Origin of the sequence: Micrococcus sp. TA1, assembly GCF_014199555.1 — a bacterium.
GTDB lineage: Bacteria > Actinomycetota > Actinomycetes > Actinomycetales > Micrococcaceae > Citricoccus.
Genome location: NZ_JACHNW010000001.1, coordinates 549,632 through 575,792 on the forward strand (window position 1 = coordinate 549,632; position 26,161 = coordinate 575,792).

At 72.7% G+C, this 26,161-nt stretch carries 26 protein-coding genes and 1 riboswitch; of the genes, 18 read left to right on the plus strand and 8 right to left on the minus strand.

Annotated elements, in window-relative coordinates; translation table 11 throughout:
• Positions 1-201 precede the first annotated feature (201 nt).
• From GGQ69_RS02240 to GGQ69_RS02270, 7 genes are all read left to right on the plus strand, one after another.
• Positions 202-630: a hypothetical protein gene (locus GGQ69_RS02240; protein ID WP_183524060.1), complete on the plus strand. Its 429-nt coding sequence runs from the start codon at positions 202-204 to the stop codon at positions 628-630.
• A 57-nt stretch (positions 631-687) separates the two neighbouring features.
• Complete coding sequence (locus GGQ69_RS02245; protein WP_183524063.1) at positions 688-1,080, plus strand: SHOCT domain-containing protein; 393 nt, start codon at positions 688-690, stop codon at positions 1,078-1,080.
• A gap of 124 nt (positions 1,081-1,204) precedes the next feature.
• A complete protein-coding gene (locus GGQ69_RS02250) occupies positions 1,205-1,834 on the plus strand; it encodes an N-acetyltransferase (RefSeq protein WP_298045882.1) in 630 nt (209 codons plus the stop codon).
• A gap of 78 nt (positions 1,835-1,912) precedes the next feature.
• A complete protein-coding gene (gatC, locus tag GGQ69_RS02255; RefSeq protein ID WP_010142843.1) occupies positions 1,913-2,209 on the plus strand; it encodes an Asp-tRNA(Asn)/Glu-tRNA(Gln) amidotransferase subunit GatC in 297 nt (98 codons plus the stop codon).
• A 5-nt stretch (positions 2,210-2,214) separates the two neighbouring features.
• A complete protein-coding gene (gatA, locus tag GGQ69_RS02260) occupies positions 2,215-3,810 on the plus strand; it encodes an Asp-tRNA(Asn)/Glu-tRNA(Gln) amidotransferase subunit GatA (RefSeq protein WP_183524066.1) in 1,596 nt (531 codons plus the stop codon).
• Positions 3,807-5,321, plus strand: coding sequence for an Asp-tRNA(Asn)/Glu-tRNA(Gln) amidotransferase subunit GatB (gene gatB / locus GGQ69_RS02265; protein WP_183524069.1), 1,515 nt, complete (start codon positions 3,807-3,809; stop codon positions 5,319-5,321). Before gatA ends, gatB begins: the two co-directional genes overlap by 4 nt.
• Before the next feature lie 114 nt (positions 5,322-5,435).
• Entirely contained in the window at positions 5,436-6,416 is a 981-nt protein-coding gene (locus GGQ69_RS02270; RefSeq protein ID WP_183524072.1) for a phosphotransferase, read from the plus strand.
• Here GGQ69_RS02270 and zapE read toward each other — a convergent pair.
• Together zapE and GGQ69_RS02280 are read right to left on the minus strand one after the other, a co-directional pair.
• Complete coding sequence (gene zapE, locus GGQ69_RS02275) at positions 6,388-7,422, minus strand: AFG1/ZapE family ATPase (RefSeq protein ID WP_183524075.1); 1,035 nt, start codon at positions 7,420-7,422, stop codon at positions 6,388-6,390. The two genes, GGQ69_RS02270 and zapE, sit on opposite strands and share 29 nt — an antisense overlap.
• A 29-nt stretch (positions 7,423-7,451) precedes the next feature.
• Positions 7,452-8,471 carry an aminoglycoside phosphotransferase family protein gene (locus tag GGQ69_RS02280; protein WP_183524078.1) on the minus strand — a complete coding sequence of 340 codons (1,020 nt, stop codon included), beginning with the start codon at positions 8,469-8,471 and terminating at the stop codon, positions 7,452-7,454.
• A gap of 81 nt (positions 8,472-8,552) precedes the next feature.
• Here GGQ69_RS02280 and GGQ69_RS02285 point away from each other — a divergent pair, with 81 nt between their 5' ends.
• Positions 8,553-9,437, plus strand: coding sequence for a CPBP family intramembrane glutamic endopeptidase (locus GGQ69_RS02285; protein ID WP_298045875.1), 885 nt, complete (start codon positions 8,553-8,555; stop codon positions 9,435-9,437).
• 117 nt (positions 9,438-9,554) lie between these two features.
• On the opposite strand, the gene GGQ69_RS02290 is transcribed toward GGQ69_RS02285, so the two are convergent.
• On the minus strand, positions 9,555-10,211 hold the full coding sequence (locus GGQ69_RS02290; RefSeq protein WP_183524081.1) for a VOC family protein: 657 nt from the start codon (positions 10,209-10,211) through the stop codon (positions 9,555-9,557).
• Positions 10,212-10,351: 140 nt separating this feature from the next.
• Positions 10,352-10,466, plus strand: a riboswitch (SAM riboswitch).
• Between the two features lie 72 nt (positions 10,467-10,538).
• Here GGQ69_RS02290 and GGQ69_RS02295 point away from each other — a divergent pair.
• The 3 genes from GGQ69_RS02295 to GGQ69_RS02305 are packed head-to-tail and all read left to right on the plus strand — an operon-like array spanning position 10,539 to position 13,793.
• Positions 10,539-11,915, plus strand: coding sequence for an O-acetylhomoserine aminocarboxypropyltransferase/cysteine synthase family protein (locus GGQ69_RS02295; protein ID WP_183524084.1), 1,377 nt, complete (start codon positions 10,539-10,541; stop codon positions 11,913-11,915).
• Between the two features lie 17 nt (positions 11,916-11,932).
• The gene (locus GGQ69_RS02300) at positions 11,933-13,054 is read left to right on the plus strand and encodes a homoserine O-acetyltransferase (RefSeq protein ID WP_183524087.1); all 1,122 of its coding nucleotides are present in this window, start codon (positions 11,933-11,935) and stop codon (positions 13,052-13,054) included.
• 46 nt (positions 13,055-13,100) lie between these two features.
• Positions 13,101-13,793, plus strand: a complete 693-nt coding sequence (locus GGQ69_RS02305; protein WP_183524090.1) for an alpha/beta hydrolase — start codon at positions 13,101-13,103, stop codon at positions 13,791-13,793.
• Between the two features lie 4 nt (positions 13,794-13,797).
• On the opposite strand, the gene GGQ69_RS02310 is transcribed toward GGQ69_RS02305, so the two are convergent.
• A complete protein-coding gene (locus GGQ69_RS02310) occupies positions 13,798-14,064 on the minus strand; it encodes an RNA-binding S4 domain-containing protein (protein ID WP_183524093.1) in 267 nt (88 codons plus the stop codon).
• A gap of 272 nt (positions 14,065-14,336) precedes the next feature.
• On the opposite strand from GGQ69_RS02310, the gene GGQ69_RS02315 reads away from it, so the two are divergent.
• From GGQ69_RS02315 to GGQ69_RS02335, 5 genes are read left to right on the plus strand one after another with little or no spacing between them, the layout of a single operon-like run.
• On the plus strand, positions 14,337-15,728 hold the full coding sequence (locus GGQ69_RS02315) for a glycine--tRNA ligase (RefSeq protein ID WP_010142830.1): 1,392 nt from the start codon (positions 14,337-14,339) through the stop codon (positions 15,726-15,728).
• The gene (locus GGQ69_RS02320; protein WP_183524096.1) at positions 15,725-16,885 is read left to right on the plus strand and encodes a GNAT family N-acetyltransferase; all 1,161 of its coding nucleotides are present in this window, start codon (positions 15,725-15,727) and stop codon (positions 16,883-16,885) included. Before GGQ69_RS02315 ends, GGQ69_RS02320 begins: the two co-directional genes overlap by 4 nt.
• A complete protein-coding gene (locus GGQ69_RS02325; protein WP_183524099.1) occupies positions 16,882-17,319 on the plus strand; it encodes a hotdog fold thioesterase in 438 nt (145 codons plus the stop codon). Before GGQ69_RS02320 ends, GGQ69_RS02325 begins: the two co-directional genes overlap by 4 nt.
• Positions 17,320-17,326: 7 nt before the next feature.
• Positions 17,327-18,748: a YibE/F family protein gene (locus tag GGQ69_RS02330; RefSeq protein ID WP_370577084.1), complete on the plus strand. Its 1,422-nt coding sequence runs from the start codon at positions 17,327-17,329 to the stop codon at positions 18,746-18,748.
• Complete coding sequence (locus tag GGQ69_RS02335; protein ID WP_370577085.1) at positions 18,732-19,382, plus strand: cation transporter; 651 nt, start codon at positions 18,732-18,734, stop codon at positions 19,380-19,382. Before GGQ69_RS02330 ends, GGQ69_RS02335 begins: the two co-directional genes overlap by 17 nt.
• A 104-nt stretch (positions 19,383-19,486) precedes the next feature.
• Here GGQ69_RS02335 and GGQ69_RS02340 read toward each other — a convergent pair whose 3' ends face one another.
• From GGQ69_RS02340 to GGQ69_RS02350, 3 genes are all read right to left on the minus strand, one after another.
• Positions 19,487-20,032, minus strand: coding sequence for a dihydrofolate reductase family protein (locus GGQ69_RS02340; RefSeq protein WP_183524102.1), 546 nt, complete (start codon positions 20,030-20,032; stop codon positions 19,487-19,489).
• 70 nt (positions 20,033-20,102) lie between these two features.
• Positions 20,103-21,275: a hypothetical protein gene (locus GGQ69_RS02345; protein WP_183524105.1), complete on the minus strand. Its 1,173-nt coding sequence runs from the start codon at positions 21,273-21,275 to the stop codon at positions 20,103-20,105.
• A 117-nt stretch (positions 21,276-21,392) separates the two neighbouring features.
• Positions 21,393-22,421, minus strand: coding sequence for an LLM class flavin-dependent oxidoreductase (locus GGQ69_RS02350; RefSeq protein ID WP_183524108.1), 1,029 nt, complete (start codon positions 22,419-22,421; stop codon positions 21,393-21,395).
• An 88-nt stretch (positions 22,422-22,509) separates the two neighbouring features.
• Here GGQ69_RS02350 and dusB point away from each other — a divergent pair, with 88 nt between their 5' ends.
• Both dusB and GGQ69_RS02360 read left to right on the plus strand, forming a co-directional pair.
• The gene (dusB, locus tag GGQ69_RS02355) at positions 22,510-23,718 is read left to right on the plus strand and encodes a tRNA dihydrouridine synthase DusB (RefSeq protein WP_183524110.1); all 1,209 of its coding nucleotides are present in this window, start codon (positions 22,510-22,512) and stop codon (positions 23,716-23,718) included.
• A 58-nt stretch (positions 23,719-23,776) separates the two neighbouring features.
• Entirely contained in the window at positions 23,777-25,099 is a 1,323-nt protein-coding gene (locus tag GGQ69_RS02360; RefSeq protein WP_370577161.1) for a deoxyguanosinetriphosphate triphosphohydrolase, read from the plus strand.
• A gap of 51 nt (positions 25,100-25,150) precedes the next feature.
• Here GGQ69_RS02360 and GGQ69_RS02365 read toward each other — a convergent pair whose 3' ends face one another.
• Positions 25,151-26,017 carry an NAD-dependent deacylase gene (locus GGQ69_RS02365; protein ID WP_305076038.1) on the minus strand — a complete coding sequence of 289 codons (867 nt, stop codon included), beginning with the start codon at positions 26,015-26,017 and terminating at the stop codon, positions 25,151-25,153.
• Between the last annotated feature and the right edge of the window lie 144 nt (positions 26,018-26,161).

Below are 26,161 nucleotides of genomic sequence, written 5' to 3' on the forward strand. Positions count from 1 at the left end.
GCCGCGCTCCACGGACCACCCGCCGGGGGTGATTGACGGGCCGGGCCGGGACCAGGTTCATCACCTGCGGGTGAGGCAGCGCGGCGGCCACCGGCGGATACTTCAGGCCATAGGAGGTCGGTGGCCCGTTCGCGGAGCCGCGGTGAATCCCGGCCCACGGTCGGCCCCCGGCCATGATCGACTCCTGGAGAGGAGACCACCGTGAACAGCAGACGTCCCGGTTCCACCGCCGCAGCCATGGCCCTGGGAACCTCCATGATGATGATCGGCCTGGCCGGTTGTTCCAGCCCCACCCCGCAGGAGAACGTCTCGCAGGCCTGCGAGGCCGCGGACGCGTTCGGCACGGCACTCCAGGAGGTGAGATCCAGCCTCACGCCCGAGGCCACCGTGGACGAGCTCCGGACCGCACGGAACCAGCTCGCCGACTCCTACGAGGACCTGTTGAAGGAGTCCGGTGACGTGGCCGAGGACCGCCTCGAGGAACTGGACACCAACGTCGACGGGTTCCGTGACGCGGTCGACGAGATCGACGATGACACCAAGGTCCCGGACGCCGTCGACTCCCTCCGCAACGAGGCGAACGACGTCGAGACCGCCATGGACAACCTCCGGAGCGAACTCAACTGCTGAGGCGCTCGGCCGGCGGCACACACCATCCATCGATGGTTTAGACACGAAGGAGTGACAATGGACTTCTGGGAGAGTTTCTGGGATTTCTTCTGGTTCATGTTCTGGTGCTACGTATTCATCGCGTTCCTGTTCGCCCTGTTCTCCGTCTTCTCCGACCTGTTCAGGGACAAGGAGCTCAACGGCTGGCTCAAGGCCGTGTGGGTGATCGTGCTGGTGTTCTTCCCGGTCATCTCGCTCCTCGTGTACCTGATCGTGCGGGGTAGCGGCATGGCGACGCGGAACCAGAAGCGTGCCGCCGTCCGGCAGGAGGCCGAGGCCGCGTACATCCGGTCCGCGGCCGGGGTGACGAGTGCCAGCGACGAGATCGCCAAGGCCAGGACGCTGCTCGACGCCGGCAGCCTCACGCCGGAGGAGTACGAGCTGATCAAGCAGCGCGCGCTGAACGCCTAGCCGCACTCGCCCACGGCGGCGGACGGGTGGTGCCGGCGGGCGGACTTGCGGGTCCACCGTCGTGCGCCGGGGGGCGAGCGTCGACGTGCTCGCCCCGCACACCGCCCGCGAGTAGGATTTCGGCGTGCCCCATGACGACCACGGACCGATCGTTGACCACACGCATCCCGGACTCCACGAGGACGACCGGCCTCCGCTGACGTCCCGCGTGGACGGGGTGACCGTCCGCGACGCGCGCGAGGAGGACCACGCCGCGATCGCCCACCTGACGGTGGCGTCCTACGTGGACGGCGGGCACGTCCACCCCGAGGACGACTACATCGAGCACCTGCAGGACGTCGCCGGCCGTGCCGGCCAGGCGCGCGTGCTCGTGGGTGAGGTCGTGGTCGGTGAGGGCCGGGACGCGCGGAGCGGCGTGGCCGGTTCGGTGGTGCTGACGCTGCCGGGCATGCCGATGTCCGAGACCGCCAAGGACGGGGAGCTCGAGTTCCGGATGCTGGCCGTGGACCCCGCCGTCCAGCGCCGCGGCGTGGCCCGGGCCCTGGTCCGTGCCGCGATCGACCGCGCGCAGCAGCTGGAGGGCATCGAGGCGGTGGTGCTCACCACCATGGAGACCATGACCTCGGCCCACAGGCTGTACGAGTCGGAGGGTTTCGTCCGGGTCCCGGAGCGGGACTGGCGCCTGTCGGACATCGGCCAGGAGCCCACGGACGGCACCGACCAGCTCTACTGGGTGTTCCGCCGGCCGGTGTGAGCCGGGCCCGGCCCGCACTGCTCCGGGACTAGACTGGTCCACCGAACCACACCATCCGCGGAAGACCACAGGAGACCCATGTCCGCCATCACCCGTGAGGACGTCGCCCACCTGGCGCGACTGGCCCACATCCGGATGGACGAGCAGGAGCTGGACAAGATGTCCGGTGAACTCGCCGTCATCATGGATGCCGTCGCCGCCGTCAGCGAGGTCGCCGGGGACGACGTGCCGCCGACGTCCCACCCGATCCCCCTGACCAACGTGTTCCGGGAGGACGAGCCGGGGGAGATGCTCTCCCAGGAGCAGGCCCTGGCCATGGCCCCGGAGGCCGAGGACGGCCAGTTCCGGGTGCCCGCGATCCTCGAGGGGGAGTGACACGCATGAACGCAACGACCGAGTCGACTGAACTGATCCGCCTGACCGCCCTCCAGATGGCCGAGAAGCTGCGGACGGGGGAGATCACCTCCGTGGAACTGACCCAGGCCCACCTGGACCGGATCGCCGCCGTGGACGGCGGGGAACGCGGCATCCACGCCTTCCTGCACGTCAACCCGGAGGAGGCGCTCGCCGTGGCGGCCGAGGTGGACGCGATCCGCGCCGCCGGCGGCGCCGAGGCCGAGGCCCTGCACCCGCTGGCCGGCGTGCCGGTGGCCGTGAAGGACAACATCGTCACCATCGGCCAGCCGACGACCGCCGGCTCGAGGATGCTCGAGGGCTGGATGAGCCCCTATGACGCCACCGTGGTGACGAAGCTGCGCCGGGCCCGGCTGCCCATCCTGGGCAAGACCAACCTGGACGAGTTCGCCATGGGCGGTTCGACCGAGCACTCCGCGTTCGGCAACACCCGCAACCCCTGGGACCTGGACCGGATCCCCGGCGGTTCCGGCGGCGGTTCGGCCGCGGCCGTGGCCGCGTTCATGGCCCCGCTGGCGCTCGGCTCGGACACCGGGGGCTCCATCCGCCAGCCGGGTGCCGTCACCGGCACCGTGGGCGCCAAGCCCACCTACGGCGGGGTCTCCCGTTACGGCGTGATCGCGATGGCCTCCTCCCTGGACCAGATCGGCCCCGTGGCCCGGACGGTGCAGGACGCCGCCGCCCTGCAGGAACTGCTCGGGGGCCATGACGCGAAGGACTCCACCTCGCTGACCGAGCCCCTCGAGGGACTGCTCACCGCGGCGCGGCAGCACGACGTGACGGGCCTGCGGATCGGCATCGTCTCCGAGCTCAGGGGTGAGGGCTACCAGGAGGGTGTCCTCGAGCGCTTCCGCGAGGCCGTGACGATCCTGCAGGACGCCGGTGCCGAGGTCGTCGAGGTCTCCTGCCCGCACCTGAAGTACGCCCTGGGCGCCTACTACCTGATCATGCCGTCGGAGGCCTCCTCCAACCTGGCCAAGTTCGACGGCGTCCGGTACGGCAACCGGGTCGTCCCCGACGAGGGCGGCACGATCGAGCAGGTCATGGGCGCCACCCGCGCGGCCGGTTTCGGCGAGGAGGTCAAGCGCCGCATCATCCTGGGCACCTATGCCCTCTCGGCCGGGTACTACGACGCCTACTACGGCTCCGCGCAGAAGATCCGCACGCTCGTGCAGCGGGACTTCGACGAGGCCTTCTCGAAGGTCGACGTGCTCATCTCCCCGACCTCCCCGACCACCGCGTTCGGCCTGGGCGAGAAGATCGACGACCCGCTGGCGATGTACCTCAACGACGTCGCCACCATCCCGGCGAACCTGGCCGGCATCCCCGGCATCTCCGTGCCCGGCGGACTGGCCGAGGGCCTGCCCGTCGGCGTGCAGTTCCTCGCCCCGGTCCGCGGCGACGCCGTGATGTACCGGGCCGCTGCGGCCCTGGAGAGCCGCCTGGAACAGGCCTGGGGCGCACAGCTCTGGACCCAGGCGCCGGACCTGGACGACACCCGCAGCACCCAGCCGGCCGGCGTCGGGACCGCTGACCGCACCGCAGGAGGAGAGAACCGATGACCGCCGTCACCGACGAGGTGCTCACGTTCGACGAGGCGATGGCCGAGTTCGACCCGGTCCTGGGCTTCGAGGTCCACGTGGAGCTGAACACCAGGACCAAGATGTTCTCCTCCGCCGCCAACGCCTTCGGGGACGTGCCCAACACCAACGTCACCGAGGTCGACCTGGGGCTGCCCGGCGTGCTGCCGGTGGTCAACGGCAAGGCCGTGGAGTACGCCATCAAGCTCGGGCTGGCCCTGAACTGCCAGATCGCCGAGACGTGCGGCTTCGCCCGGAAGAACTACTTCTACCCGGACACCCCGAAGAACTTCCAGACCTCCCAGTACGACGACCCGATCGCCCATGACGGCTGGCTGGACGTCGAGCTGGAGGACGGGACGGTCTTCCGCGTGGAGATCGAGCGCGCCCACATGGAGGAGGACGCCGGCAAGCTCACGCACGTCGGCGGCGCCTCCGGCCGCATCCAGGACGCGGCGCACTCGCTCGTGGACTACAACCGCGCCGGCGTGCCGCTGATCGAGATCGTCACCAAGCCGATCGCCGGTGTGGGGGAGCGGGCGCCGGAACTGGCCCGCGCCTACGTCACGGCCGTCCGGGACATCGTGAAGAACCTGGGCATCTCGGACGCGCGGATGGAACGCGGCAACGTGCGCTGCGACGCCAACGTCTCGCTGATGCCCAAGGGCACCGCGGCCTTCGGCACCCGTACCGAGACGAAGAACGTGAACTCCACGCGCGCCGTCGCCCACGCCGTGACCTACGAGATCCAGCGCCAGGCGGCCATCCTCAAGGCCGGCGGCTCGATCGTGCAGGAGACCCGGCACTGGCACGAGGACACCCGGACCACCACCTCGGGCCGGCCGAAGTCGGACGCGGACGACTACCGGTACTTCCCGGAGCCGGACCTGGTGCCGATCGTGACCACGCCGGAGTGGATCGAGGAGCTGCGCGCCCAGTTGCCCGAGCCGCCCGCTGAGCGCCGCAAGCGCCTGAAGGCCGACTGGGGCTTCTCGGACGAGGAGTTCCGGGACGTCGTCAACGCCGGCGTGCTGGACGAGATCGCGGACACGATCGCGGCCGGGTCCACCGCCGCCGCGGCCCGCAAGTGGTGGATGGGCGAGATCGCTCGCCTGGCCAACGTGGAGGGCAAGGACATCCCCGAGCTCGGGGTCTCCCCGGCCGACGTCGTGGAGGTCGAGGCGCTGATCGCGGAGAAGACGATCAACGACAAGATCGCCAAGCAGGTCCTGGGCCTCGTGGCCGCCGGCGAGGGCTCCCCGCGGGCCATCGTCGAGGCCCGCTCGCTCGCGGTCGTCTCCGACGACGGCGCCCTCACCACCGCGGTGCAGGACGCCATCGCGCAGAACCCGGGCGTGGTGGAGAAGATCAGGGGCGGCAAGCTGCAGGCCATCGGCGCGCTCATCGGCCCGGTCATGAAGGCCACCCGCGGCCAGGCCGACGCCGGGCGCGTGCGGGAGATCGTCATGGAGCAGCTGGGCGTCACGGAGTAACCCCCCGGACACCCCACGCCACGATCGGGAGGTCGACGGCTGACCCGCGGGCCCGGAGACGGGCCGGTTCGCGTCAGCCCTCGACCTCCCGTCGTCTCCAGGAGAGGCCGGAAGATGCCGCGTCACCGCCGGTCCGGCGAACCGGACGTCACGGCCGGACTCGTCCGCGCCCTGCTGGCGTCCCAGCACCCGGACCTGGCGGCGCTGCCGATCGGCGGGGACGTGGATCCGGCCCCGGGCGGCGGCGTGGTCCGCGGCTGGGACAACACGATGGTCCGGCTGGGGGAGGACCTCGCCGTCCGCCTGCCCCGGCACGACGCCGGCCAGGCCCTCCTCGACCGGGAGGCCGCCTGGCTGCCGCGCGTCGCCGCGCAGACCGGGCTGAGGCTCCCGCGGCCCGAGCGCACCGGCGCCCCCGGGGCCGGGTACCCCTACCGGTGGGCCGTGGTGCCGTGGGTGGCGGGAACCCCGGCGGCGCGCCGCCCGGCCGGGACCCGGGACGTCTACGCCGCCGCCCTCGCGGGGTGGCTGCGACGCCTGCACGTCCCGGCCCCGCCGGATGCCCCGGCCAATCCCTTCCGCGGCGTGCCGCTGGCCGCGACCGCCGATCGCTTCGAGGCGCGCTGGCGGGCGCTGCGTCCGCGCTGCCCCGCGGCCCTGGTCCGCGCGGTGGACACGGCCTGGCGGCAGGCCCTGGCGGCCGGGGACCACACGGGCCCGCCGGTCTGGCTGCACGGGGACCCCCACCCGGACAACACGGTGCTGGCGGAGGCTGCCGCCGGCGCCCTGCCGGGCCCACCGGAGCCGGTCCTGGTCGATTTCGGTGACCTCTGCGCCGGGGATCCCGCCTCGGACCTGGGGATCGCGCTGACCCACTTCACGCCCGCCGGGGCCGCCGCGTTCCAGGCCCGCTACGAGGCGGGCCGGGTCCCGGACGACGACCTCTGGCGCCGGGCCGCGGGGTGGTCCCTGGCCCTGGCGACCCTCTTCGCCACCCAGCCCCCGGAGGACGTCCTGCACGCGATCGGCTGGGGGTACCTGCGGCAGTCGGGCCCGCGGACGGGTCTCAGTCCCGCAGCAGGCTCAGCCGGCTGAGGAACCGGTCGGCGTCGCGCGGGAGGCGCCCCGGCCCGGCCCAGTCATCCAGGGGCAGGGCCGCGGTGACGTCCAGGCGCAGGTCCGCGTCCACGAGCACGTCCACGAGGAACGCGAACCGCTGGAACGACTGGTCGTCGATGTCCTCCGGGGCCGGGACGCCCAGCAGTCTCCAGTGCTCGTACTGCCGCGCCAGCCCGAGGTAGTCGTGCACGGAGACCGGGTGCTCGCACAACTGCGCGAACGTGGCGGTGAGGACTCCGGCGGCGGGATCCGCGGCGGTCACCCGCAGCCGCCGGGTACCGCCGGCCCCCACCGGCACGCTCGCCCCCGTCACGGGCCCGGGACCGTTCGCCCCGGGACCGTTCGTCGCGCCACCGGTCAGCCCGGCACCGGTCAGCCCGGTCCCGTCCTGCCCCGCGCCGACGGCCGTCCACGTCCCGGCCGCGAACCCGCGGTCGGCGCCCCGGGTCAACGGCCGGTAGTCGACGCCGTCGGGGACCTGCCGCACGGTGAGACGCTCCTGGATCAGCCCGATGACCGGTTCGAGGTGATGGTGGAACAGGGGATCCGGCAGCAGGTCCGCGGGCGGGTAGTTGGACGTCAGCAGCACCCCGGCCTCGAGGTCCAGCAGGGCGGGCAGCACCCGGCGCAGCAGGTGGGCGTCGCCGACGTCGTGGACGTGGAACTCGTCGATGTACACCAGCCGGGCGTCCCCCAGCAGGCGCCGCACGGCGCCGTCGACGCTGACCGGTCGTCCGGCCGGGGCGCCGGTCACCGACTGGGTGACCTGGCCCAGCAGGGCGTGCATGTGCATCCGGATCTTGGGCACCTCGGCCGCGTCGAAGAACCGGCCGCTGATCCACGTCTTGCCGCGGCCCACCCCGCCGTGCAGGTAGACCCCGTGGGCGTGCCGGGAGCAGAGCAACCGCACGGTCTCGCGCTGGCCCGCGTCGAGCTGCTTCCCACCGGCCTCCAGCGCGGCGGTCAGCGTCGCGACGGGCACCCGGGGCCACGGCGAGTGACGCCGGCCCCTCACCGGACACCGGCCGTCAGCGCCGCGACGGCCCGGCCGATCCGCGGCAGCACCTTGCGCAGCAGCCTGGGCCAGTTCGCCGGGCCGGCTCCGGTGGACGGGTCCTCGCGGCCGGCGGCGTCCGCCAGGGTCTCCAGGGCCGTCCAGCCGAGCCAGACCCGGGCCCGCCATGCCTCCGCCGGGTCGCGGGCGATCGACTCCAGCTTCTCCTCCCCGTGCCACAACGAGAGGTAGGCCGGGTTCAGTGCGGGGTCCCAGGCGCTGGCCAGGTCCCAGTCGAGGATCCCGGTCAGGACCCGGTCCCCGCCGGAACGCTTCCAGCGCATGTTGTGCCCGGCCAGGTCCCCGTGCACGAGGGACGGGGCCACCACCGGGTCCTGCGTCCACGCGGTCAGGGTGGCCAGCAGGTCCCCGGCGGTCTCCGGGAAGGCCGCCGCGGTCACCGCCGGATGGTCGGCGGCCCACTCGCCGTCCCACAATTGCCCGCCGTAGGTCTCCCGCAGGCGCGCCGGCAGCTGGCGCACCGTCCGCACGCGTTCGGCCGTCCACGGCCCGCGGTAGGCGAACGGCGGGCCCAGGTGCGGTTCCAGGGCGGCGGTGTCCACGGCCGCCAGCGCCTCGCACAGTCCGCGCAGCACCACCGGGTCGCCCTCGTGCGGGGGATGCGCCCGGCCGGGCAGGTACTCCTGCACCACGGCGGCCGTCCCGTCCGCACCGGTGACCACCTCGGTGAGGGGCACGGGCAGGGCGACGGGGAGCTGGGCCGTGCTCGTCAGGGCCTGCACGAGCGCGACGTTCGCCGGCAGCCGCCCGGCGGCCACCGCGTTCCGGGCCATCCTCACCGCCCCCACACCGGGCAGCACCAGCACACGGTGGAATTGCCCGCCCTCCTCCACGGTGCCCGCGGACCAGTCCGCCGTGGCCAGCCGGTCCGCCGCCGCGGGGGAGGCGCTGACCAGCGGACGCGCGGAGGCGGCACGGGCGAGCGCGAGGTCGGCTGCGGTGGGTGGGGAGGCCATGGATCCACGGTAACCGGGCCCGGGGCCGCGATCCGCCGGTCGCTGCGGGTGTCCCTCGGCGGCCCTTCCTACACTGGTGCGGTGAGCACCCCCGCAGCCTCCCGGCCGACCGACCGCCTGCGCCCCTCGGCCATCACCCCGCCCTCGGCCGGCACGGTCCGCTGGGAGATCGCGATCGTGCTCGGGCTGTCCCTGGGCCAGTCGGCCGTCTACGCGATCGTCAACCTGCTGGAGAAGATGAGCCGGGGCCCGCTGTCCGGGCAGACCACCACGCTGAACCCGCCGCTGGCGGACCGGCAGTACTGGGACCTCACGTACCAGCTGCTGGACATCGTCTTCGCCCTGGTGCCGGTACTGCTGGTGTTCCACCTGCTGGTGATCCGCGGCCGCAATCCGTTCCGGACCTTCGGCCTGGACGCCCGTCGTCCGGGGGCCGACCTGGCCTGGGGCGGGGCCCTGTTCGTGGCGATCGGCCTGGGGACCCTGGCGGTCTACGCGGCCGGGCGGGCGGCCGGGGTAACCACGGCCATCGTGGGCAGCGCGCTGGACGAGTACTGGTGGACCACCCCGGTCCTGGTGCTCTCCGCGCTGCGGCACGCGCTGCTGGAGGAGGTCATCGTGGTGGCCTGGCTCTTCGACCGGCTCGGCTACCTGCAGCAACTGAGGTCCGGGCTGGACCCGGCCCGGCCCGGCGAGCCCGGTGGGCTGCGCACCTGGGCGAGCGGCGCCGTCGTCCCCCTGAACGCCACGACCGTGGTGGTGGGATGCGCGGTCCTGCGCGGGGCCTATCACCTGTACCAGGGGATCGGGCCGGGAGTGGGGAACCTGCTCATGGGATTGGTGTTCGGTGCGCTGTACGTGCGCTACCGGCGCGTGATGCCCCTGGTCGTGGCCCACCTGCTGCTGGACGTGACCGGGTTCGTGGCCTACCCGGCCCTGGCCCGGCTGGGGCTGTTCGGCACCTGAGCCCGGCCCGCGCCGCCTGTTCCGGTCGGCTCCACGCGGGACCGGCGGGCGTCCTGGACGCGAAGGCCCCCGCCCACCGGGCCGGGGGCCGGGAGGGGGCGGGGGCCGCGGGGCGCGTCAGAGGGTGACGGTGCCCTTGGGGGTCTCGAAGGTGACCTCGAGGATGCCGGGCGTGCCGGAGGGGGACTCGTAGATGACGTTGAGGTCCTCGACCCTCTGCTCGGGGTCGTCCAGTCCCAGCCAGCCCCGCACCCGGTCCCGCGATCCGGCGATCGTGATGGAGGACAGCTCCGCCTGCGGCTCCGCGGCGCGGGAGGGGTGCAGCTCCTCCATGCCGTCATCCCAGCGCAGCAGGTAGGGCACCTGCGGGTCGGCGATGAGGCCCTTGATGCCGATCTGGCGCCAGGTCAGCTCGCGGCCGTCCGGGAACTTGCGGTTGCCCGGAACGGACTGGCGCTCGAGCCGTTCCTCGAACGGGGCCAGGTCGTCCACGGCCACGCACCAGCCCATCCAGCCGCCGCCCATCTCGGAGCGGGCGCGCACGGCCTGTCCGAACGGGGCCTTGCCGGAGGAGGGGTGGTCGAGTACCTCGACGACCTCCAGGTACTGGTGCTTGCGCAACGGGAAGATGGCGTTGCGGGTGCCGAAGCGGGGGTGGACCCCGCCCTTGACTCGCTCGATGCCCAGGGCATCGGCGATCCGGGCCACCGCGGCGGGGAGGCCCTCTTCGGGGCCGACGGCGTACGAGACGTGATCAAGGCGCATCATGCCCATATCGTCCCACTTCCCCGTGGCGGAGATCGCTTAGGTTACCCTCACTTGAAAAGTTGCGCAGATCACACTCCGGCGGGGCCGCGGTCACACTGTGACCGAACGGGATGACCCGCTCGCACCGATCTGGCAGACTGGGCGCAGGTCATGAGCGCCAGCATCGAGCCCCGGCTTGCTGGCCGGCAACCCTCCAGCTCGCGGTGGGGTGCCCCGGGTGAGGACCAGGCGGGTGTCGACCGGCACCTGCAAGCGCGGGCCACCACGGCGCGGCATGCTTCACGGCACCGTGATGCCACCGGGTGGCCCTGGACGGATACAGGAGCCATGTCGATGACTGACACCCCGAACCAGGCCACCCCGGACACCGACCCGGCCGGCGCCACGGACTCCGCCGCGAACTGGGGCTTCGAGACCCGGCAGGTGCACGCCGGCATCCCGGAGGTCAACCCCTTCGGCGCCACCGCGCTGCCGATCATCCAGTCCAACTCCTTCGACTTCCCCTCCCACGAGGTCGCCGCCGACCGGTTCGCCCTGAAGGACCTCGGGCCCATCTACACCCGCATCGGCAACCCGACCCAGGAGGCCGTGGAGGGCAAGATCGCCGCCCTCGAGGGCGGGGTGGGCGCCCTGCTGCTGGCCTCCGGGCAGGCGGCCACCACCTTCTCCGTGCTCAACCTCGCCGGTGCGGGGGACCACGTGGTGGTCTCGGCCTCCCTCTACGGCGGCACCCAGAACCTGTTCAAGCACACCCTGGCCAAGATCGGCATCACCACCACCTTCGTCCAGGACCCGGACGACCTGGAGGAGTGGACGGGCGCCGTCCGGGACACCACGAAGCTGCTGTTCGCCGAGTCCCTCGGCAACCCGCGCGGGGACGTGCCGGACCTGCGGGGCATCGCCGACGTCGCCCACGCCGCCGGCGTGCCGTTCATCGTGGACAACACCCTGGCCACCCCCTACCTGCTGCGGCCGATCGAGCACGGCGCGGACGTGGTCGTGCACTCGGCCACCAAGTACCTCGGCGGCCACGCCGTGGCCATGGGCGGGGTCATCGTGGACGCCGGGACCTTTGACTACGCCTCCCAGCCGGAGCGCTTCCCGGGCTTCAACACCCCGGACGAGAGCTACAACGGACTGGTGTTCGCCCGGGACCTGGGCGTCGGGGGCATCCTCGGTGCCAACCTCGCCTACATCCTGAAGGCCCGCGTGCAGTTGCTGCGCGACCTCGGCAGCTCGATCAGCCCGTTCAACGCCTTCCTGCTCAACCTCGGCCTGGAGACCCTGTCCCTGCGGATGGAGCGTCACGTGGCCAACGCGCAGAGGGTCGCCGACTACCTGGACGGCCACGCCCAGGCCGAGGCCGTGATCTACCCGGGCCTGGCATCCAGCCCCTGGTACGAGCGCGCGCAGCAGTACCTGCCCCAGGGCGCCGGCGGCTTCGTGTCCTTCGAGATCGCCGGTGGCCGCGAGGCCGGCGCGCGGTTCGTGGACGCCCTGCGCCTGCACCACCAGGTGGCCAACATCGGCGACATCCGTTCGCTCGTCATCCACCCGGCCTCCACCACGCACTCCCAGTTGACGGAGGCCGAGCAGCGCGCCGCCGGTGTCACCCCCGGCCTGGTCCGGCTCTCGGTGGGCGTGGAGAGCATCGATGACATCCTGGCGGACCTCGAGGAGGGGTTCGCCGCCGCCAACGTCAGCGCGTGAGGCACGGAGGGACCCCCATGACCATGACCAGCCCCCACCAGACCCGCACCGCCCTTCCCGACGGCGGCCTGCACTCCCGGCGGATCGGCGCCTTCGACTTCGAGGCCGGCGGTCACCTGCCCGCCGTGGAGATCGCCTACGAGACCTGGGGCACGCTGAACGCGGACAGGTCCAACGCCGTGCTGGTGCTGCACGCCCTGACCGGTTCCACCCACGTGGCCGCCTCCACCGGGGAACCGGAGGCCGGCTGGTGGGAGGGCATCATCGGACCGGGCGCGCCGGTGGACACCGATCAGTGGTTCGTGGTGGCCCCCAACATGCTGGGCGGCTGCTACGGGACGACCGGTCCGTCCTCGCTGGACGCGGACGGCACCCCGTGGGGTTCGCGGTTCCCGTTCACCACCATCCGGGACTCCGTCCATGCCGAGGCCCGCCTCGCGGACGCCCTGGGCATCGAGGCGTGGCAGGCCGTGATCGGCGGCTCGATGGGCGGGGCCCGCGCCCTGGAATGGGCCGCGACCTACCCGGGGCGGGTGCGCGGCATGGCCGTCATCGCCTGCGGCGCCCACTCCACGGCCGAGCAGATCGCGTTCGCCCAGGCCCAGGTCCAGGCGATCACGCTGGACCCGGACTTCCAGGGCGGCGACTACTACGGCCGCTCCCGGCCCGACGCCGGCCTGGGCATCGCCCGGCGGATCGCGCATATCACGTACCGCTCCGAGCCGGACATGGGGTCCCGGTTCGGGCGGAGTCCGCAGCAGGACGAGGACCCCTTCGGCCACCCGCTGCGCCGGAGCGGCCGGTACCAGGTGGAGTCCTACCTGGACCACCAGGCGGCCAAGCTCGCCGGACGCTTCGACGCCAACAGCTACCTGGTGCTCACCGAGGCGCTGATGAGCCATGACGTGGCGCGGGGCCGCGGGAGCGAGGAGGAGGTGCTGGCCGGGATCCCCGCCGCGGCGTTCATCGCCGCGGTCGACTCGGACCGGCTCTACTTCCCGGGCCAGTCCCAGGAACTGGCCCGCCAGCTGCCCGGTGAGGTGCCGGTGTTCATGATCGACTCGCCGATCGGCCACGACGGGTTCCTGACGGACATGGACCAGGTGGCCGGTGAGATGAAGCGGGTCCTGGGACTCTGACCGGCCGGATTGATCGGCTCTCACCGGGGGCCTCTACCCTGTGGGTATGACTGATGCCGCCGCTGCCGCCACCCCCGAGCCGTTCGTCCGCTGGTCCCGTCCCGAGGCCGAGCGCGCGGGCACCCCACTGCTGGTGGTGCTGCACGGCTACGGTGCGGACGAGAACGACCTGTTCGGGATCGTCCCCGAACTGCCGGGCAGGTTCACCATCGCCTCGGTCCGGGCCCCGCTGGCCATGGACCACGGCGGGTTCACCTGGTTCCCGCTGAGCACCTCGATGTCCTCCTCGCCGCTGGCGGTGCGCGCCGCCGTCGAGGACCTGCAGGCCTGGGTGGACACCCAGCGCGAGGACTTCTCCAGCGTCTCCCTGCTGGGGTTCTCCATGGGGATGGCCATGGCCACCTCGCTGCTGCGGCTGGACCCGGAGGCCTACGCCTGCGTGGTCGGGCTCTCCGGCTTCGCCGTGAACCCGGACCAGGACGGGGCGGCGGCGCGCGCGGGCATCGGGCCGCTGGCCGGGTTCTTCGACGACGAGGCCGTCAGGGCCGTGAGGCCGAAGGTGTTCTGGGGCCGGGACCAGGCCGATCCGGTCATCACCCAGGACAAGGTCGAGTACACCCACGCCTGGATGAACGAGCACGTGGAGCTGACCAAGGTGCTCTACGCCGGGATCGGCCACGGCATCGGCCCGCAGGAGCTGCGGCACGTGGGGGAGTACCTGGACTACGTGGTCCGGTAGCCCCTCAGTGGCCGGCCGGGACCACCTTCACGGCCTCGCCGGAGAACTCGATGATGTCCCCGTGGTGCAGCTGACGGCCGCGACGGGTCTCGGGGTCCCCGTTGACCTGCACCAGCCCGGCCTCGATGACCACCCGCGCGTCGGCCCCGTCCTCCACCAGGTTGGCGAGCTTGAGCGCCTGCCCGAGCCGGATCACCTCGTCACGGATCTCGAGCCGCGTCGGATGGGACGCCGGGGACTGGGGTGCGTGGCGGGCGGTGTGATCGGACATGACTCCATTGTCGCCGATCACGCCGGGAATGGGTGAGGAAATATCCGCCTCGGTGCGGGAGCGCCCCGAGGGGCGCCGGGCGCGGCGCCCGTCCCGATCGTGCCCGGCCACGGCGAGCGAACCGCGGTGGTGGCGGTTCAGTGCCGGGGCGGCCGGGCACCTAGACTGTCTGACGTAGTCGCCGGTCTCGCACCGGCTGCCCCGCCCGACCCACCAGCACCAGCGCGGGCCGCCGCCAGCGGCCGATGCGCAGACACGGATGTGATGCCCCCATGGCCCCCAAGTCCACCCTCGACCAGGTCATCTCCCTCGCGAAGCGACGCGGATTCGTCTTCCAGGCCGGAGAGATCTACGGCGGCTCCCGCTCGGCGTGGGACTACGGGCCGCTGGGCGTGGAGCTGAAGGACAACATCAAGACCCAGTGGTGGAACACCTTCGTGCGCGGCCGGGAGGACATGGTCGGGCTGGACTCGTCCATCATCCTGCCCCGCGCCGTCTGGCAGGCCTCGGGCCACGTGGACACGTTCACCGACCCGCTGGTCGAGTGCCTCTCCTGCCACAAGCGCCACCGCCAGGACCACCTCATCGAGGCGTTCGAGGCGAAGAAGGGCCGCCGGCCCGAGGGCGGCACGGACGGCATGGACGAGATCGTGTGCCCGGACTGCGGGACCCGCGGGCAGTGGACCGAGCCGCAGACCTTCTCCGGGCTCATGAAGACCTTCCTGGGACCGGTGGACAACGAGGAGGGCCTGCACTACCTGCGCCCCGAGACCGCCCAGGGCATCTTCGTGAACTTCCTCAACGTGGTGGGCGCCGCCCGCAAGAAGCCGCCGTTCGGCATCGGCCAGATCGGCAAGGCCTTCCGCAACGAGATCACCCCCGGCAACTTCATCTTCCGCACCCGCGAGTTCGAGCAGATGGAGATCGAGTACTTCGTCCACCCGGACGAGGCCAAGGGCCACTTCGACACCTGGGTGGAGGCCTGCTGGAACTGGTTCATCGACTTGGGGATCAACCCGGACAACATGCGCCGCTTCGACGTCCCGGACGGCGAGCGCGCCCACTACTCCGACGCCACCATCGACCTCGAGTACCGGTTCGGCTTCCAGGGCTCGGAGTGGGGCGAGCTGATGGGCATCGCCAACCGCACCGACTTCGACCTGAACTCCCACACGGCGGCCTCGGGCACCAAGATGCAGTACTTCGACCAGGGCACGGGCGAGCGGTACACCCCGTACGTGATCGAGCCGAGCTTCGGGCTGACCCGCTCCATGATGGCGTTCCTGGTGGACGCCTACCGCGAGGAGGAGGCGCCCAACGCCAAGGGCGGCACGGACATCCGCACCGTGCTGGGCCTGGACCCGCGGATCGCCCCGGTCAAGGCCGCCGTGCTCCCGCTGTCCCGCAAGGAGGAGCTGGTGCCGACCGCGAAGAGGCTCGCCGACGAGCTGCGCGGGGTCTGGAACATCGACTACGACGACGCCGGCGCCATCGGCCGCCGCTACCGCCGCCAGGACGAGATCGGCACCCCGTACTGCATCACCGTGGACTTCGACTCGCTCGAGGACCAGGCCGTGACCATCCGGGAGCGGGACACCATGGCCCAGGAGCGCGTGGGCCTGGACCAGGTGCGCGGCTGGCTGTTCGAGCGGCTGGCCCAGTGACCGGGGCGGCGGCGGACCGGTCCGGGAACGTCACCCTCCGGCCGTGGGCCGAGGGGGACGACCTGCGGTTGCTGCAGACCTGGGGTGACCCCTCGGACCCGCAGCAGCACCAGGACCGTACCCTGTTGCGGCCCTCCCATGACGGCGGCCCGGCCGCGGGCGCCGCCGACGGCTGGGTGCGCTGCCTGGTCGCCGAGGACGACGGTGTCCCGGTGGCCGCCGGGGTGGTCTCCACCTCCCGGGTGCACCCGAGGCGGTTGTGGTTCTACGCCGAGACGGCCGCGCCCGTGCGCAACCGAGGCATCGGCACGATGCTGCTGAACGCACTGCGCGCGGAGGCCGACGTGGCCGTGGAGACCATCGGGACCGTCGAGCTCAAGACGCGGTTCGCCGTCGGGCACGAGGGGAACGTGCCGGACGGCGCGGAGGCGACCCAGCGGTTCCTGGCCGGCCACGGGTTCCGTGAGGTCCAGCGCTCGCGGCGCATCGTCGTCGACTCCGGGGTGCTGGCACCGCCGGAACTCTCCGAGGGCGGGATGACGCTGGAGGAGGCGGCCACCGGATCGGTGGAGCTGACCCAGGCGGTGTCTGTGTTCTACCAGGCGGTGCACGACTGGGACCCGGCCGAGATGACCGTGGGGCGGGCCCAGCAGCTGCTGCTCGGCCCGCAGACGGGTGCCTCCGGGGCCGTGGTGCTGCGCAACCGGCCCAAGGCCGAGGGCGGCACGATCACGGCGTTCGCGATCTCCTACACCCCGGAGCGCACCGAGGACCCCACGGACGTGCTGATCGGCTGGGACCCCGAGCTGGCCCCCGCGGACGCGCAGTTCGCCGCGGGCGCCCTGCTGGCCATGCTCACCGCCCAGTACCCGGTCCAGGTGGAGGCCGACGACGCGATGACGGCGCTGACCCCCATGCTCGACCAGTTGCTGTCCACCGGGCACGCGCGGGTACTGCTGGACACCCGGATCTGGGCGACCGACCGGTCCGAGGAGCGAGAGCCCGCCCGGGACGCCGCGGCGGAGGGTGCCGCCGGACCGGGGGCCGAACCGGGTCCCGACCCGGCCGACCTGCCGGACCCGCTGGCCGGGTCCGGGGCGGACTCGGCCGCGGATCCCGACGAGACCGAGGGCGAGCGAGAGGCGGCCCCGCTGTGACCGATCCGATGGACACCGCGGCGGATTCCGCCCTGCGCGCCGAGCGGGCCGCCGCCATCCTCGCGGTGGACACCCCCGTGACGGACCAGGGCATCACGTTCGTCGCCGGAGACGACGCCGGCTGCGCCATGGCCATGACGGTGCGGTCCCGGCAGTGCAACTCCCACGGGATCTGCCACGGCGGGATCACCATGCTGCTGGCGGACACCGCGGCGGCCTACGCGCTGAACACGGGGGAGGAGTCCCCGCGCTGGGTGACCTCCCACTCCAGCTCGTCGCTGCTGGCGCCCGGGCGTGAGGGGGAGGTGCTCACCGCCACCGCCGAGATCGGCACCGGCAGCGGGTCCTCGCGGATCGTGGACGTGCGGGTGACCGAGCCGGACGGGACCGTGGTGGTGGAGATGCGCAACGTCATGGTCCGGTTGCGGGGCTGACCGACCGGTGCAGGACAGTCTCCCCGGCGGTCATAGCCACGGCCTGGACGCCGGACCCGGGGCCGACGCCGCGCTGACCGGTCCCGGCGGGTCGCGCGGCCGCGTCGTCACCGCCCTGGCGGCGATCCTCGTGCCCGTGACGCTGCTGCTGGTGGCCGCCATGATCGCCCTGTGGCCCTCGGGGTCCCACCGGGAGCTGTCCCTGGCCGATCCCTACGGCACCGCCTCGGGGGTGACCCTGTTCTCCGGGACGGTGACCGCCGTCGAGCCGAGGGACTGCGGGCCGCAGGCCGGGGCCCTGGAGACCCCCGGCGGTGCCGTGGTCGGTGCGGGCGCGGCGGCGCAGGTGCGGTGCGTGGACGCCATCGTGGACCCCGACGGCGGCGGCACCGACGCCGCCCGGGTGCCGGTCCCGCCGGAGGTCGGCGCCAGCAGGGACGTGGCCGTGGGCGACCGGATCAAGGCGCTGGACCTGTCCGCGCTGCCCGGCGGCACCGCCGGCGGGCCGGCGGATGGGGCCGGGGCCTCCGGGGCGGTCGACTACGTCTTCGTGGACTTCGAGAGGACGGTGCCCGTGGTGGCGCTGGCAGCGCTCTACGCCCTGGTCGTGGTGCTGGTGGCGCGCTGGCGCGGGGTGCGAGCCATCCTGGGCCTGGGCCTGGCCTTCACGGTGCTGTTCTGGTTCATGGTCCCCGCCCTGCTGGAGGGCGGGCCGCCGCTGTGGGTCGGCCTGGTGGGATGCTCGCTGATCATGGTGGTGGTCCTGTACTTCGCCCACGGGTTCTCCCTGCGCACCACCACGGCCCTGCTGGGCACCCTGATCGGTCTGGGGCTGACCGCGGTCCTGGCGGCCTGGGGCACGGACGCGGCCGCACTGACCGGGATGGGCGACGAGTACTCCTACGTGCTGGCCGCCGTGGCCCCCGAGGTGCGGCTCAGCGGGATCGTGCTGTGCGGACTGCTGGTGGCCGGACTCGGGGTGCTCAACGACGTCACCATCACCCAGTCCTCGGCCGTCTGGGAACTGCAGTCGGCCAACCCCCGTGCCTCCGCGCGGGAGCTGTTCGCGGCCGGGATGCGCATCGGGCGGGACCACATCGCCTCCACCGTCTACACCATCGCCTTCGCCTACGCCGGTGCGGCCCTGCCGCTGCTGATCGTGGTCTCCCTGTACGACCGGTCCCTGGCCGACACCCTGCTCTCGGCCGAACTGGTGGAGGAGGTGGTGCGCATCCTGGTCGGCTCCATCGGCCTGGTCCTGGCCATCCCGGTGACCACCGCGATCGCGGTGGGCGTGGCCAGGTCGGTGCAGGCGCACCCGCACGCGCAGCCGGGCGTGCAGGCACAGTCGGAGGCGGACGTGCAGACGCAGCCGGAGGCGGTCTCCACCGATCCCGCGCGGGGGCAGCGGCGTGACGCCGGACGGTGACCGGCGGGAGCCGGCCCGGACGCGGTGGACCCCGCGCGAGCTGAAGGCCTCCGTGCTGGTCGTCGCGCTGCTGAACCTGGCGTACATGGTGGTGGAGATGTCCGTGGCCCTGGCCATCGGCTCGGTGTCCCTGGTCGCCGACTCGGTGGACTTCTTCGAGGACTTCGCCGTGAACATCCTGATCGTCGTCGCGCTGGGCTGGTCCGCCCGCAGTCAGGCCGTGGCGGGCAAGGCCCTGGCGCTGATCATCCTGCTGCCGGCCCTGGCCGCCGCGTGGACGGCGTTCCTCAAGGCCGGGGACCCCGAGCCGCCGGACCCGGTCGCCCTGGTGGTCACGGCCGGCGGCGCGCTGGCCGTCAACCTGGTGTGCTCGCTCGTGCTGGCGAGGTTCCGGCACGGCGGCGGTTCGCTGACCCGGGGAGCCTTCCTGGCCGCCCGGAACGACGTGGTCGTGAACCTGGCGATCATCGTCATGGGCCTCGTGACGGCCTGGACGCTCTCCGGCTGGCCGGATGTCATCCTGGGCCTGCTGATCATCGTGCTCAACGTGTCGGCGGCCAGGGAGGTCTGGGAGACGGCCACGGAGGAGCACCTGGCGGCCAGGGCCCTGGCCGGGGACCTCGACGACGACTGAGCGGCCGACGGAGCGGCCGGCGGGACGGCTGGTTGAGCCGCCGGCGGACCGGTGGTCGGCCGGGGTGGACGGCATCGGCCGGCCCGGACGTGAGTCCGGGAGCGCTAGTGCCTCGGCCGGTACCGGAGCGCCACCGCGCCGGAGGTGAACTCCTTCCGGTCGAGCAGGCGCAGTTCCAGGTGCTCGGTGAGCCCGGCGAACGGCCTCGGGCCGTGGCCGGCCAGGACGGGGTGCACCACGAACTCGTACTCGTCGATGAGCCCGAGTTCCGCCAGTGCCAGTGGGAGCATCACACCGCCCACGTAGAGCCCCTCGCCCGGTTCGTCCTTCAGCCGCCGCACGGCCTGGCCCAGGTCCCCGCGCACGAGCTCGGCGTTCCAGTCGACCGTCTCCAGGGTGCTCGAGACCACGTACTTCCTCGCCGCGTCGATCGTGCGCCCGAAGGGCTGCATCCAGTCCGGCATCGCCGCTGAGGCCGGCGGACGCCACGCCTGCTCCATCATCAGGTACGTGACGCGGCCGAGGATGAGCGCGTCGGCACGCCCCAGGATCCCGGCGTGGTGGGCGTGCAGTTCCTCGTCCGTGAGGACGACCCGGTGGTCGCAGCAGCCATCGAGGGTGACATTGATGGAGAACCGCAGCGGTCGCATGGCGCCACGCTAGTGAGGGGGGCCGCGGCCGGGGAATGCATGGTCCCCGCCCGGTGCCGGTCAGTCGCGGTCAGCGCCGGTAGGTGCTCGGCCAGGCCGCGCGCAGGCGGCAGATCCGCCCGTCGGCGACGCGCTGCAGGCGCCCGGTGACGAGGCCCTCGAGCAGTCCCTCGTGCAGGCGCTGGTCCATCCGGGGCCTGGGGGAGGGGATGAAGGTGCCGTTCGGGACGACGTCCTGGATGACCTTCCGGACGTTCTCCGGCAGGCTCTGCACGCCGCGGACGATGCCCGCGTTGAGACTCTCGGTGATCCCGGCCCCGAAACCGCCGGTGGCACCCAGCAGGGTGCGGGCCTCCTCGAACAATTCCTCCTCGGACAGGCACCTGCCGTCCGGGAGCAGGGACCACAGGGCGTTGGCGATCTCCACGGGCGGGGCGTCGTCCAGGGGCAGGTCCGCCGGGCGTCCGAAGGTGCGGTAGACACCCCAGTGCTCGACCTCCGTGGAACCGGGCCAGAGGAATCCGTGCCGGTCCACCGTGTACCGGTGGGTGGCCATGAGCCGGTCGAGGGCCTTCTGGGCGCGGTACGCGGCGCCGGGGCCGTCTGCGCGTTCCCGCAGTGCCTTGAGGGCCTTCTCCCGGCGCAGGGGGTAGGTCGCGTCCAGGAAGTCCTTGACGGCGCGTTCGGCGTCCCGGGCGGTGACGGCACCCATCCGGGGCAGCACGGCCGGCCGTCCCCAGCGGGGGTCGAGCAGGAACTGGGGGTGGGGGACCTGCAGGGTGCCCGGCGTGCTCCAGCCGGTGGTGCGGACGGCGCGGTCGGCGTCCCGGTAGGCGTCCTCGACCCGCTCCACCAGCAGCTCGAGGGACTCCAGGTCCTGGTCCGTGGGAGCGAGCCGGGAGGCCGTGTCCCCGGTGCCGGGGTCCCGGCCCCGGGCGCCGGGGGCGGGGGCCACGGACCGTTCCAGGGCGTACTTGTCCCGGGCGGCGCGCTTGAGGGTTCCCGAGAAGCCCCGGACCACGGGGCTGGACCGGTCCAGCCACCCCGGGGCCGCGAGGGCGTCACCGGGGCTGCGGTCGTAGCGTTCGGCGTCCATCGTCACGCGGTGGAAGCGCCGTTCCAGTTCCCGCCAGCGCTCCTGCCGGCCGGTGAGCTGGCTGCGCCGGACGGCCGCGACGCCGGCCCATCCGCCGACGCCGGCCACCACGACGAACACGATGAGCATGATGACCCAGAACTCCATGGGGTCAGGCTCCCGTCTGCCGGCGGTGGGGGGTGCGGGGCGACCCAGCCCAGCCCTCCAAGGTTACCAACGCGTCCGGGCAGACACCGGGTGCCGCGGGAGGGACCGGTGTGCCGGTCACTGCCAGCCGAGCACCCTGGCCAGTCCGGCCCACTGCGCGAACAGGTGCGTGTTGTACTCCACGCCGAGCTGGTTCGGGTTGGCCAGCAGGACCCAGTCCGCGGCCTGGACGGCCTCGTCCCCGCGCAACAGGTCGGCGACCTCGTCCGGGGTGCCCGAGTACGTCGGCCCGCTGCGTGCCCGGCCGCCCTCGAGGTGGCCGAAGGAGTCCCTGGCCTCCTTCCGGCCGCCGAAGTACCGGTCGTCCTCGGCCGAGACGATGGGGAACACCGACCGGGTCACGGCGGTCATCCCGCCCGTGGTGTGGCCGGACTCGGCGTAGGCGGCCCGGTACTGGGCGATCTGGTCGGCCTGCTGGACGTGGAAGGGCCGCCCGTCGTCCTGGAGGAGCAGGGTGGAGGAGAGCAGGTTGTACCCCTGCCTCGCGGCCCGCACGCCGGAGGCGATGGTGCCCGAACCCCACCAGATCCGGTTGACCAGCCCACGGGACTGCGGCTGGATGGGCAGCATGTCCTGCCCCGGGGGCGCCCAGCCGGAGTTCGGGTCGGCCTCGGCGATCATCCCGCCGGAGATGGCCTGCCGGAACCGCCGGCCCCGTTCCTGCGCCAGGTCCGACCAGCTCTGTCCGTCCTCCACCTCGTAGCCGAACTGGTGCTGGCCGTCCCGCGCCGCCTCGGGCGAGCCGCGGGAAATGCCCAGCTGCAGCCGGCCGCCGGAGATGAGGTCCGTCGTCGCAGCCTCCTCCGCCATGTAGAGGGGGTTCTCGTACCGCAGGTCGATCACGCCGGTGCCCAGCGCGATGGTCCGGGTGACCGCGCCCATCGCGGCCAGCAGGGGGAACGGGGAGGAGATCATGTGCTGGAAGTGATGTGACCTGACCCAGGCGCCGTCCATGCCGGCCTCCTCCGCGGCCACCGCCATCTCGATGGTCTGGGTCAGCGTCGCACCGGGATCCGGGGTGCGGGACCCGGGCGCGGAGCTCCAGTGCCCGAAGTTCAGGAACCCGATCTTCTTCCGTTCACTCATGGTTGGCATAACACCCCATCCACCGGGGATCTTCCACCCCCCGTGGACGGCGCGGCGGCGCCCGGCCATCTCTGGGATAATGGGTGCAATGACTGCCGTGACTGACGCTTCCCCCGTTTCCCAGCACGCGGCCCCGACTCCAGGACGACTCAACCTGCCCGCCCTGCAGCTGGGCCCGCTGACCATCGACGTGCCCGTGGTGCTGGCCCCCATGGCCGGGATCACCAACACCGCCTTCCGCCGGCTCTGCCGCGAGTACGGCGGCGGCCTCTACGTCTCCGAGATGGTGACCGCCCGCGCCCTCGTGGAGCGCCGGCCCGAGTCCCTGCGGATCATCCACCACGACCCGGACGAGACGCCCCGCTCGGTGCAGGTCTACTCCGTGGACCCGGTCACCACCGGCCAGGCCGTGCGGATGCTCGTCGAGGAGGACCGGGCCGACCACGTGGACCTGAACTTCGGCTGCCCGGTGCCCAAGGTCACCAAGCGCGGTGGCGGCTCGGCCCTGCCGTGGAAGTCCGAGCTGTTCGCCTCGATCGTCGGCGCCGCCGTGCGCGAGGCCTCCAAGAAGGACATCCCGGTCACGGTGAAGATGCGCCGCGGCATCGACGAGGACCACCTGACCTACCTCGACGCCGGCCGCACCGCCCGGGACCTAGGCGTGGCCGCCGTGGCCCTGCACGGGCGCACCATGGAACAGCACTACTCCGGCACCGCGGACTGGGACTCCATCGCCCGGTTGCGCGAGGCCCTGCCGGACATCCCGGTGCTGGGCAACGGGGACATCTGGAGCGCCGAGGACGCCATCGCCATGGTGCGGCGGACCGGCGTGGACGGCGTCGTCATCGGGCGCGGCTGCCAGGGCCGGCCCTGGCTCTTCGGGGACCTGCAGAACGCGTTCGAGGGCTCGGACGAGCGCTTCCGCCCCGGACTGGCCACCGTCGCCGACACCTTCTACCGGCACGCCGAGCTGCTCGTGGACACCTTCGGCGGGGACGAGGACAAGGCCCTGCGGGACATCCGCAAGCACGTGGCCTGGTACTTCAAGGGCTATCAGGTGGGCGGGGAGCTGCGTGCGAAGCTCGCCCAGGTGCCGGACCTGGTCACCCTGCGGGCCCTGCTGGACGAGCTGGACCCCACCGCCCCGTACCCGGGTCCCGACGCCGAGGGGCCGCGCGGGCGCGCGGGCTCGCCCAAGCGCCCCCACCTGCCCGAGGGGTGGCTGGACTCCCGGGAGCTCAACGCCGAGCAGAAGACGATGATCGCCGCCGCCGAGCTGGACGTCTCGGGTGGCTGAGCCGGCGTCGTCCTCCGCGCCCGTGCCGCCGCGCGGACGGCCGCGCGCGCACCAGGCCGTGCTCTTCGGCCCCGAGGGCCGCCCGCCCTACGCGGGCAGGCCGGCCGCCCTGCCCGGTTACTCGGCCTGGGACCGCGAGCGCTGGCTGCCGGAACCGCCGAAGAGCTCGTACCGCTCGGACTTCGAACGGGACCGGGCCCGCATCCTGCACTCCTCCGCGCTGCGCCGGCTGGGGGCCAAGACCCAGGTGGTCGCCCCGGACGAGGACGACTTCGCCCGCACCCGGCTGACCCACTCCCTCGAGGTGGCCCAGGTGGGCCGGGAACTGGGACGGTCCCTGGGCTGTGACCCGGACGTGGTGGACGCCGCCTGCCTGTCCCACGACCTCGGCCACCCGCCCTTCGGGCACAACGGGGAGCGGGCCCTCAACGCGCTGAGCCAGGACATCGGCGGCTTCGAGGGCAACGCCCAGACCCTGCGGCTGCTGGCCCGGCTGGAGACCAAGAAGTTCTTCGACGACGGCACCTCGGCCGGGCTGAACCTGACCCGCGCCTCGCTCGACGCCTCCTGCAAGTACCCGTGGGTGAGCGAGGACGCCCCGCTGGACCCGGACGGCAGGCGCAGCCGCAAGTTCGGCGTCTACGCGGACGACCTGCCGGTCTTCGCCTGGTTCCGCCGGGGCGTCACCGGCCTCCGGAAGTCCATGGAGGCCCAGGTCATGGACCTGGCCGACGACATCTCGTACTCGGTGCACGACGTCGAGGACGGGATCGTCAACGGCCAGTTCCAGCTGCACTGGCTCCAGGACGCCTCCCACCGGGAACTCGTGGTCGAGCGCACCCTGCAGTGGTACCTCCCGGAGACCGACCCGGCCGAGGTCGAGGCCGCGCTCCAGCGGCTGGAGGGCACCTCCGTGTGGGTGGCCGAGGCGGACGGCACCCGGCGCTCGCGGGCCGCGCTGAAGGACATGACCAGCCAGCTCATCGGCCGGTTCTCCAACGCCGCGTTCGACGCCACCCGCGAGGTGTTCGGCAACGACCCGCTCACCCGGCACGGGGCCGACGTGGTGGTCCCCGCCGAGACGGCCATCGAGATCGCCACCATGAAGGGCATCGCCGCCGCCTACGTGATGAGTTCCGAGGCCCGCCAGCCGCTCTACGCCCGTCAGCGGGAACTGCTCACCGAGCTGGTGGACCTGCTCTGGTCCACCGGGGACCGCTACCTGGACCCGATGTTCGCCCAGGACTGGCGGGAGGCCGCGGACGACGCCGCCCGCCGCCGCGTGGTCATCGACCAGGTGGCCTCGCTGACCGACTCCACGGCCCTGGAGTGGCACGCCACCCTGGTCCGCGGGGAGCAGTTCTCCCGGACCTGGGTCTGATCCCCTCCCGGCCGTGCCCGTCCAAGTCCGCCCCCCGCGGGCACGGCCCTCTCATCCCAGGGCGGCCCGGGCCAGGGCCGGCAGGACCGTGCCGGCAGTGCCGGGCACGTGCACGGTGGCGGCGGTGGAGAACTCGGTCACCTCGGGATTGACCTCCACGACGGCGGCTCCGGCGCCCAGCGCGACGTACGGCAGCGAGGCGGCCGGCTGCACGACGGCCGAGGTGCCGACCACGACGGCGAGGTCACAGGAGTCCAGGGCGGCGTAGGTGTCCTGGAGGGCCCGTTCCGGGAGCATCTCGCCGAACCAGACGATGCCCGGCCGCAACCGTCCGGTCCCGCACGCGGGGCACGGCGGCGGGGTCCGCCGCAACAGCTGCTCCAGGTCGGCCTCGCTGCCGGCGGCCGGGGCGGCGGGGTCCGCAGGGCCGGCCCCATCGTCACCCGCCGAGCCCGGATCGTGGTCGGCCCCGGTGCCGCAGTCCGCGCAGCGGTAGTCGAACAGGGAGCCGTGCAGGTGGGCCAGCACGTCGGCTCCGGCGCGCTCGTGCAGGTCGTCCACGTTCTGGGTGGAGATGACCAGGGATCCGGCCTCTGGGGCGCTCCGGGCCTGCTGCCAGGCGGCGATCGCCCGGTGCCCGGCGTTCGGGGAGCAGGACCGCACCAGCCGGGCCCGCCACTGGTACCAGGACCAGACCAGGTCCGGATCGGCGTACCAGGCCTCCTCGGTGGCCAGCTGCTCCGGGCTGTACCGCTCCCACAGCCCGGTCTGCGCGTCCCGGAAGGTGGGCACGCCCGACTCGGCGCTCATGCCGGCGCCGGACAGCACGACGACCCGCCGCGCGTCGCGGGCCAGGGCGATCGCCTCGGAGAGGCCGGGGATCTCGGGGTTCTGCTCGGGACACGTCACAGGGCCCATCTAAGCAGGACCCTCCCCCGAACCGGGTGGGCGGGGTCTCCCCGTGCTGTGAGCCCGGTGACAGACTTTCGTATACGTAAGGTAAACTGGTCGCCCATCGTGTGAGCGCCGTCATGGCCACCCATGACGCAGGACTCGTCGTCA

Excerpts from the sequence above, each read along its gene's own strand:
- GGQ69_RS02245 (WP_183524063.1), top strand. The coding sequence starts at position 688 with ATGGACTTCTGGGAGAGTTTCTGGGATTTCTTCTGGTTCATGTTCTGG.
- GGQ69_RS02310 (WP_183524093.1), bottom strand. The coding sequence starts at position 14,064 with ATGTCCGATCACACCGCCCGCCACGCACCCCAGTCCCCGGCGTCCCAT.
- GGQ69_RS02295 (WP_183524084.1), top strand. The coding sequence starts at position 10,539 with ATGACTGACACCCCGAACCAGGCCACCCCGGACACCGACCCGGCCGGC.
- GGQ69_RS02315 (WP_010142830.1), top strand. The coding sequence starts at position 14,337 with ATGGCCCCCAAGTCCACCCTCGACCAGGTCATCTCCCTCGCGAAGCGA.
- GGQ69_RS02340 (WP_183524102.1), bottom strand. The coding sequence starts at position 20,032 with ATGCGACCGCTGCGGTTCTCCATCAATGTCACCCTCGATGGCTGCTGC.
- GGQ69_RS02365 (WP_305076038.1), bottom strand. The coding sequence starts at position 26,017 with ATGGGCCCTGTGACGTGTCCCGAGCAGAACCCCGAGATCCCCGGCCTC.
- GGQ69_RS02345 (WP_183524105.1), bottom strand. The coding sequence starts at position 21,275 with ATGGAGTTCTGGGTCATCATGCTCATCGTGTTCGTCGTGGTGGCCGGC.
- GGQ69_RS02305 (WP_183524090.1), top strand. The coding sequence starts at position 13,101 with ATGACTGATGCCGCCGCTGCCGCCACCCCCGAGCCGTTCGTCCGCTGG.
- GGQ69_RS02280 (WP_183524078.1), bottom strand. The coding sequence starts at position 8,471 with ATGGCCTCCCCACCCACCGCAGCCGACCTCGCGCTCGCCCGTGCCGCC.
- gatC (WP_010142843.1), top strand. The coding sequence starts at position 1,913 with ATGTCCGCCATCACCCGTGAGGACGTCGCCCACCTGGCGCGACTGGCC.
- dusB (WP_183524110.1), top strand. The coding sequence starts at position 22,510 with ATGACTGCCGTGACTGACGCTTCCCCCGTTTCCCAGCACGCGGCCCCG.
- GGQ69_RS02270 (WP_183524072.1), top strand. The coding sequence starts at position 5,436 with ATGCCGCGTCACCGCCGGTCCGGCGAACCGGACGTCACGGCCGGACTC.
- GGQ69_RS02350 (WP_183524108.1), bottom strand. The coding sequence starts at position 22,421 with ATGAGTGAACGGAAGAAGATCGGGTTCCTGAACTTCGGGCACTGGAGC.
- gatB (WP_183524069.1), top strand. The coding sequence starts at position 3,807 with ATGACCGCCGTCACCGACGAGGTGCTCACGTTCGACGAGGCGATGGCC.
- GGQ69_RS02290 (WP_183524081.1), bottom strand. The coding sequence starts at position 10,211 with ATGGGCATGATGCGCCTTGATCACGTCTCGTACGCCGTCGGCCCCGAA.
- gatA (WP_183524066.1), top strand. The coding sequence starts at position 2,215 with ATGAACGCAACGACCGAGTCGACTGAACTGATCCGCCTGACCGCCCTC.
- GGQ69_RS02300 (WP_183524087.1), top strand. The coding sequence starts at position 11,933 with ATGACCATGACCAGCCCCCACCAGACCCGCACCGCCCTTCCCGACGGC.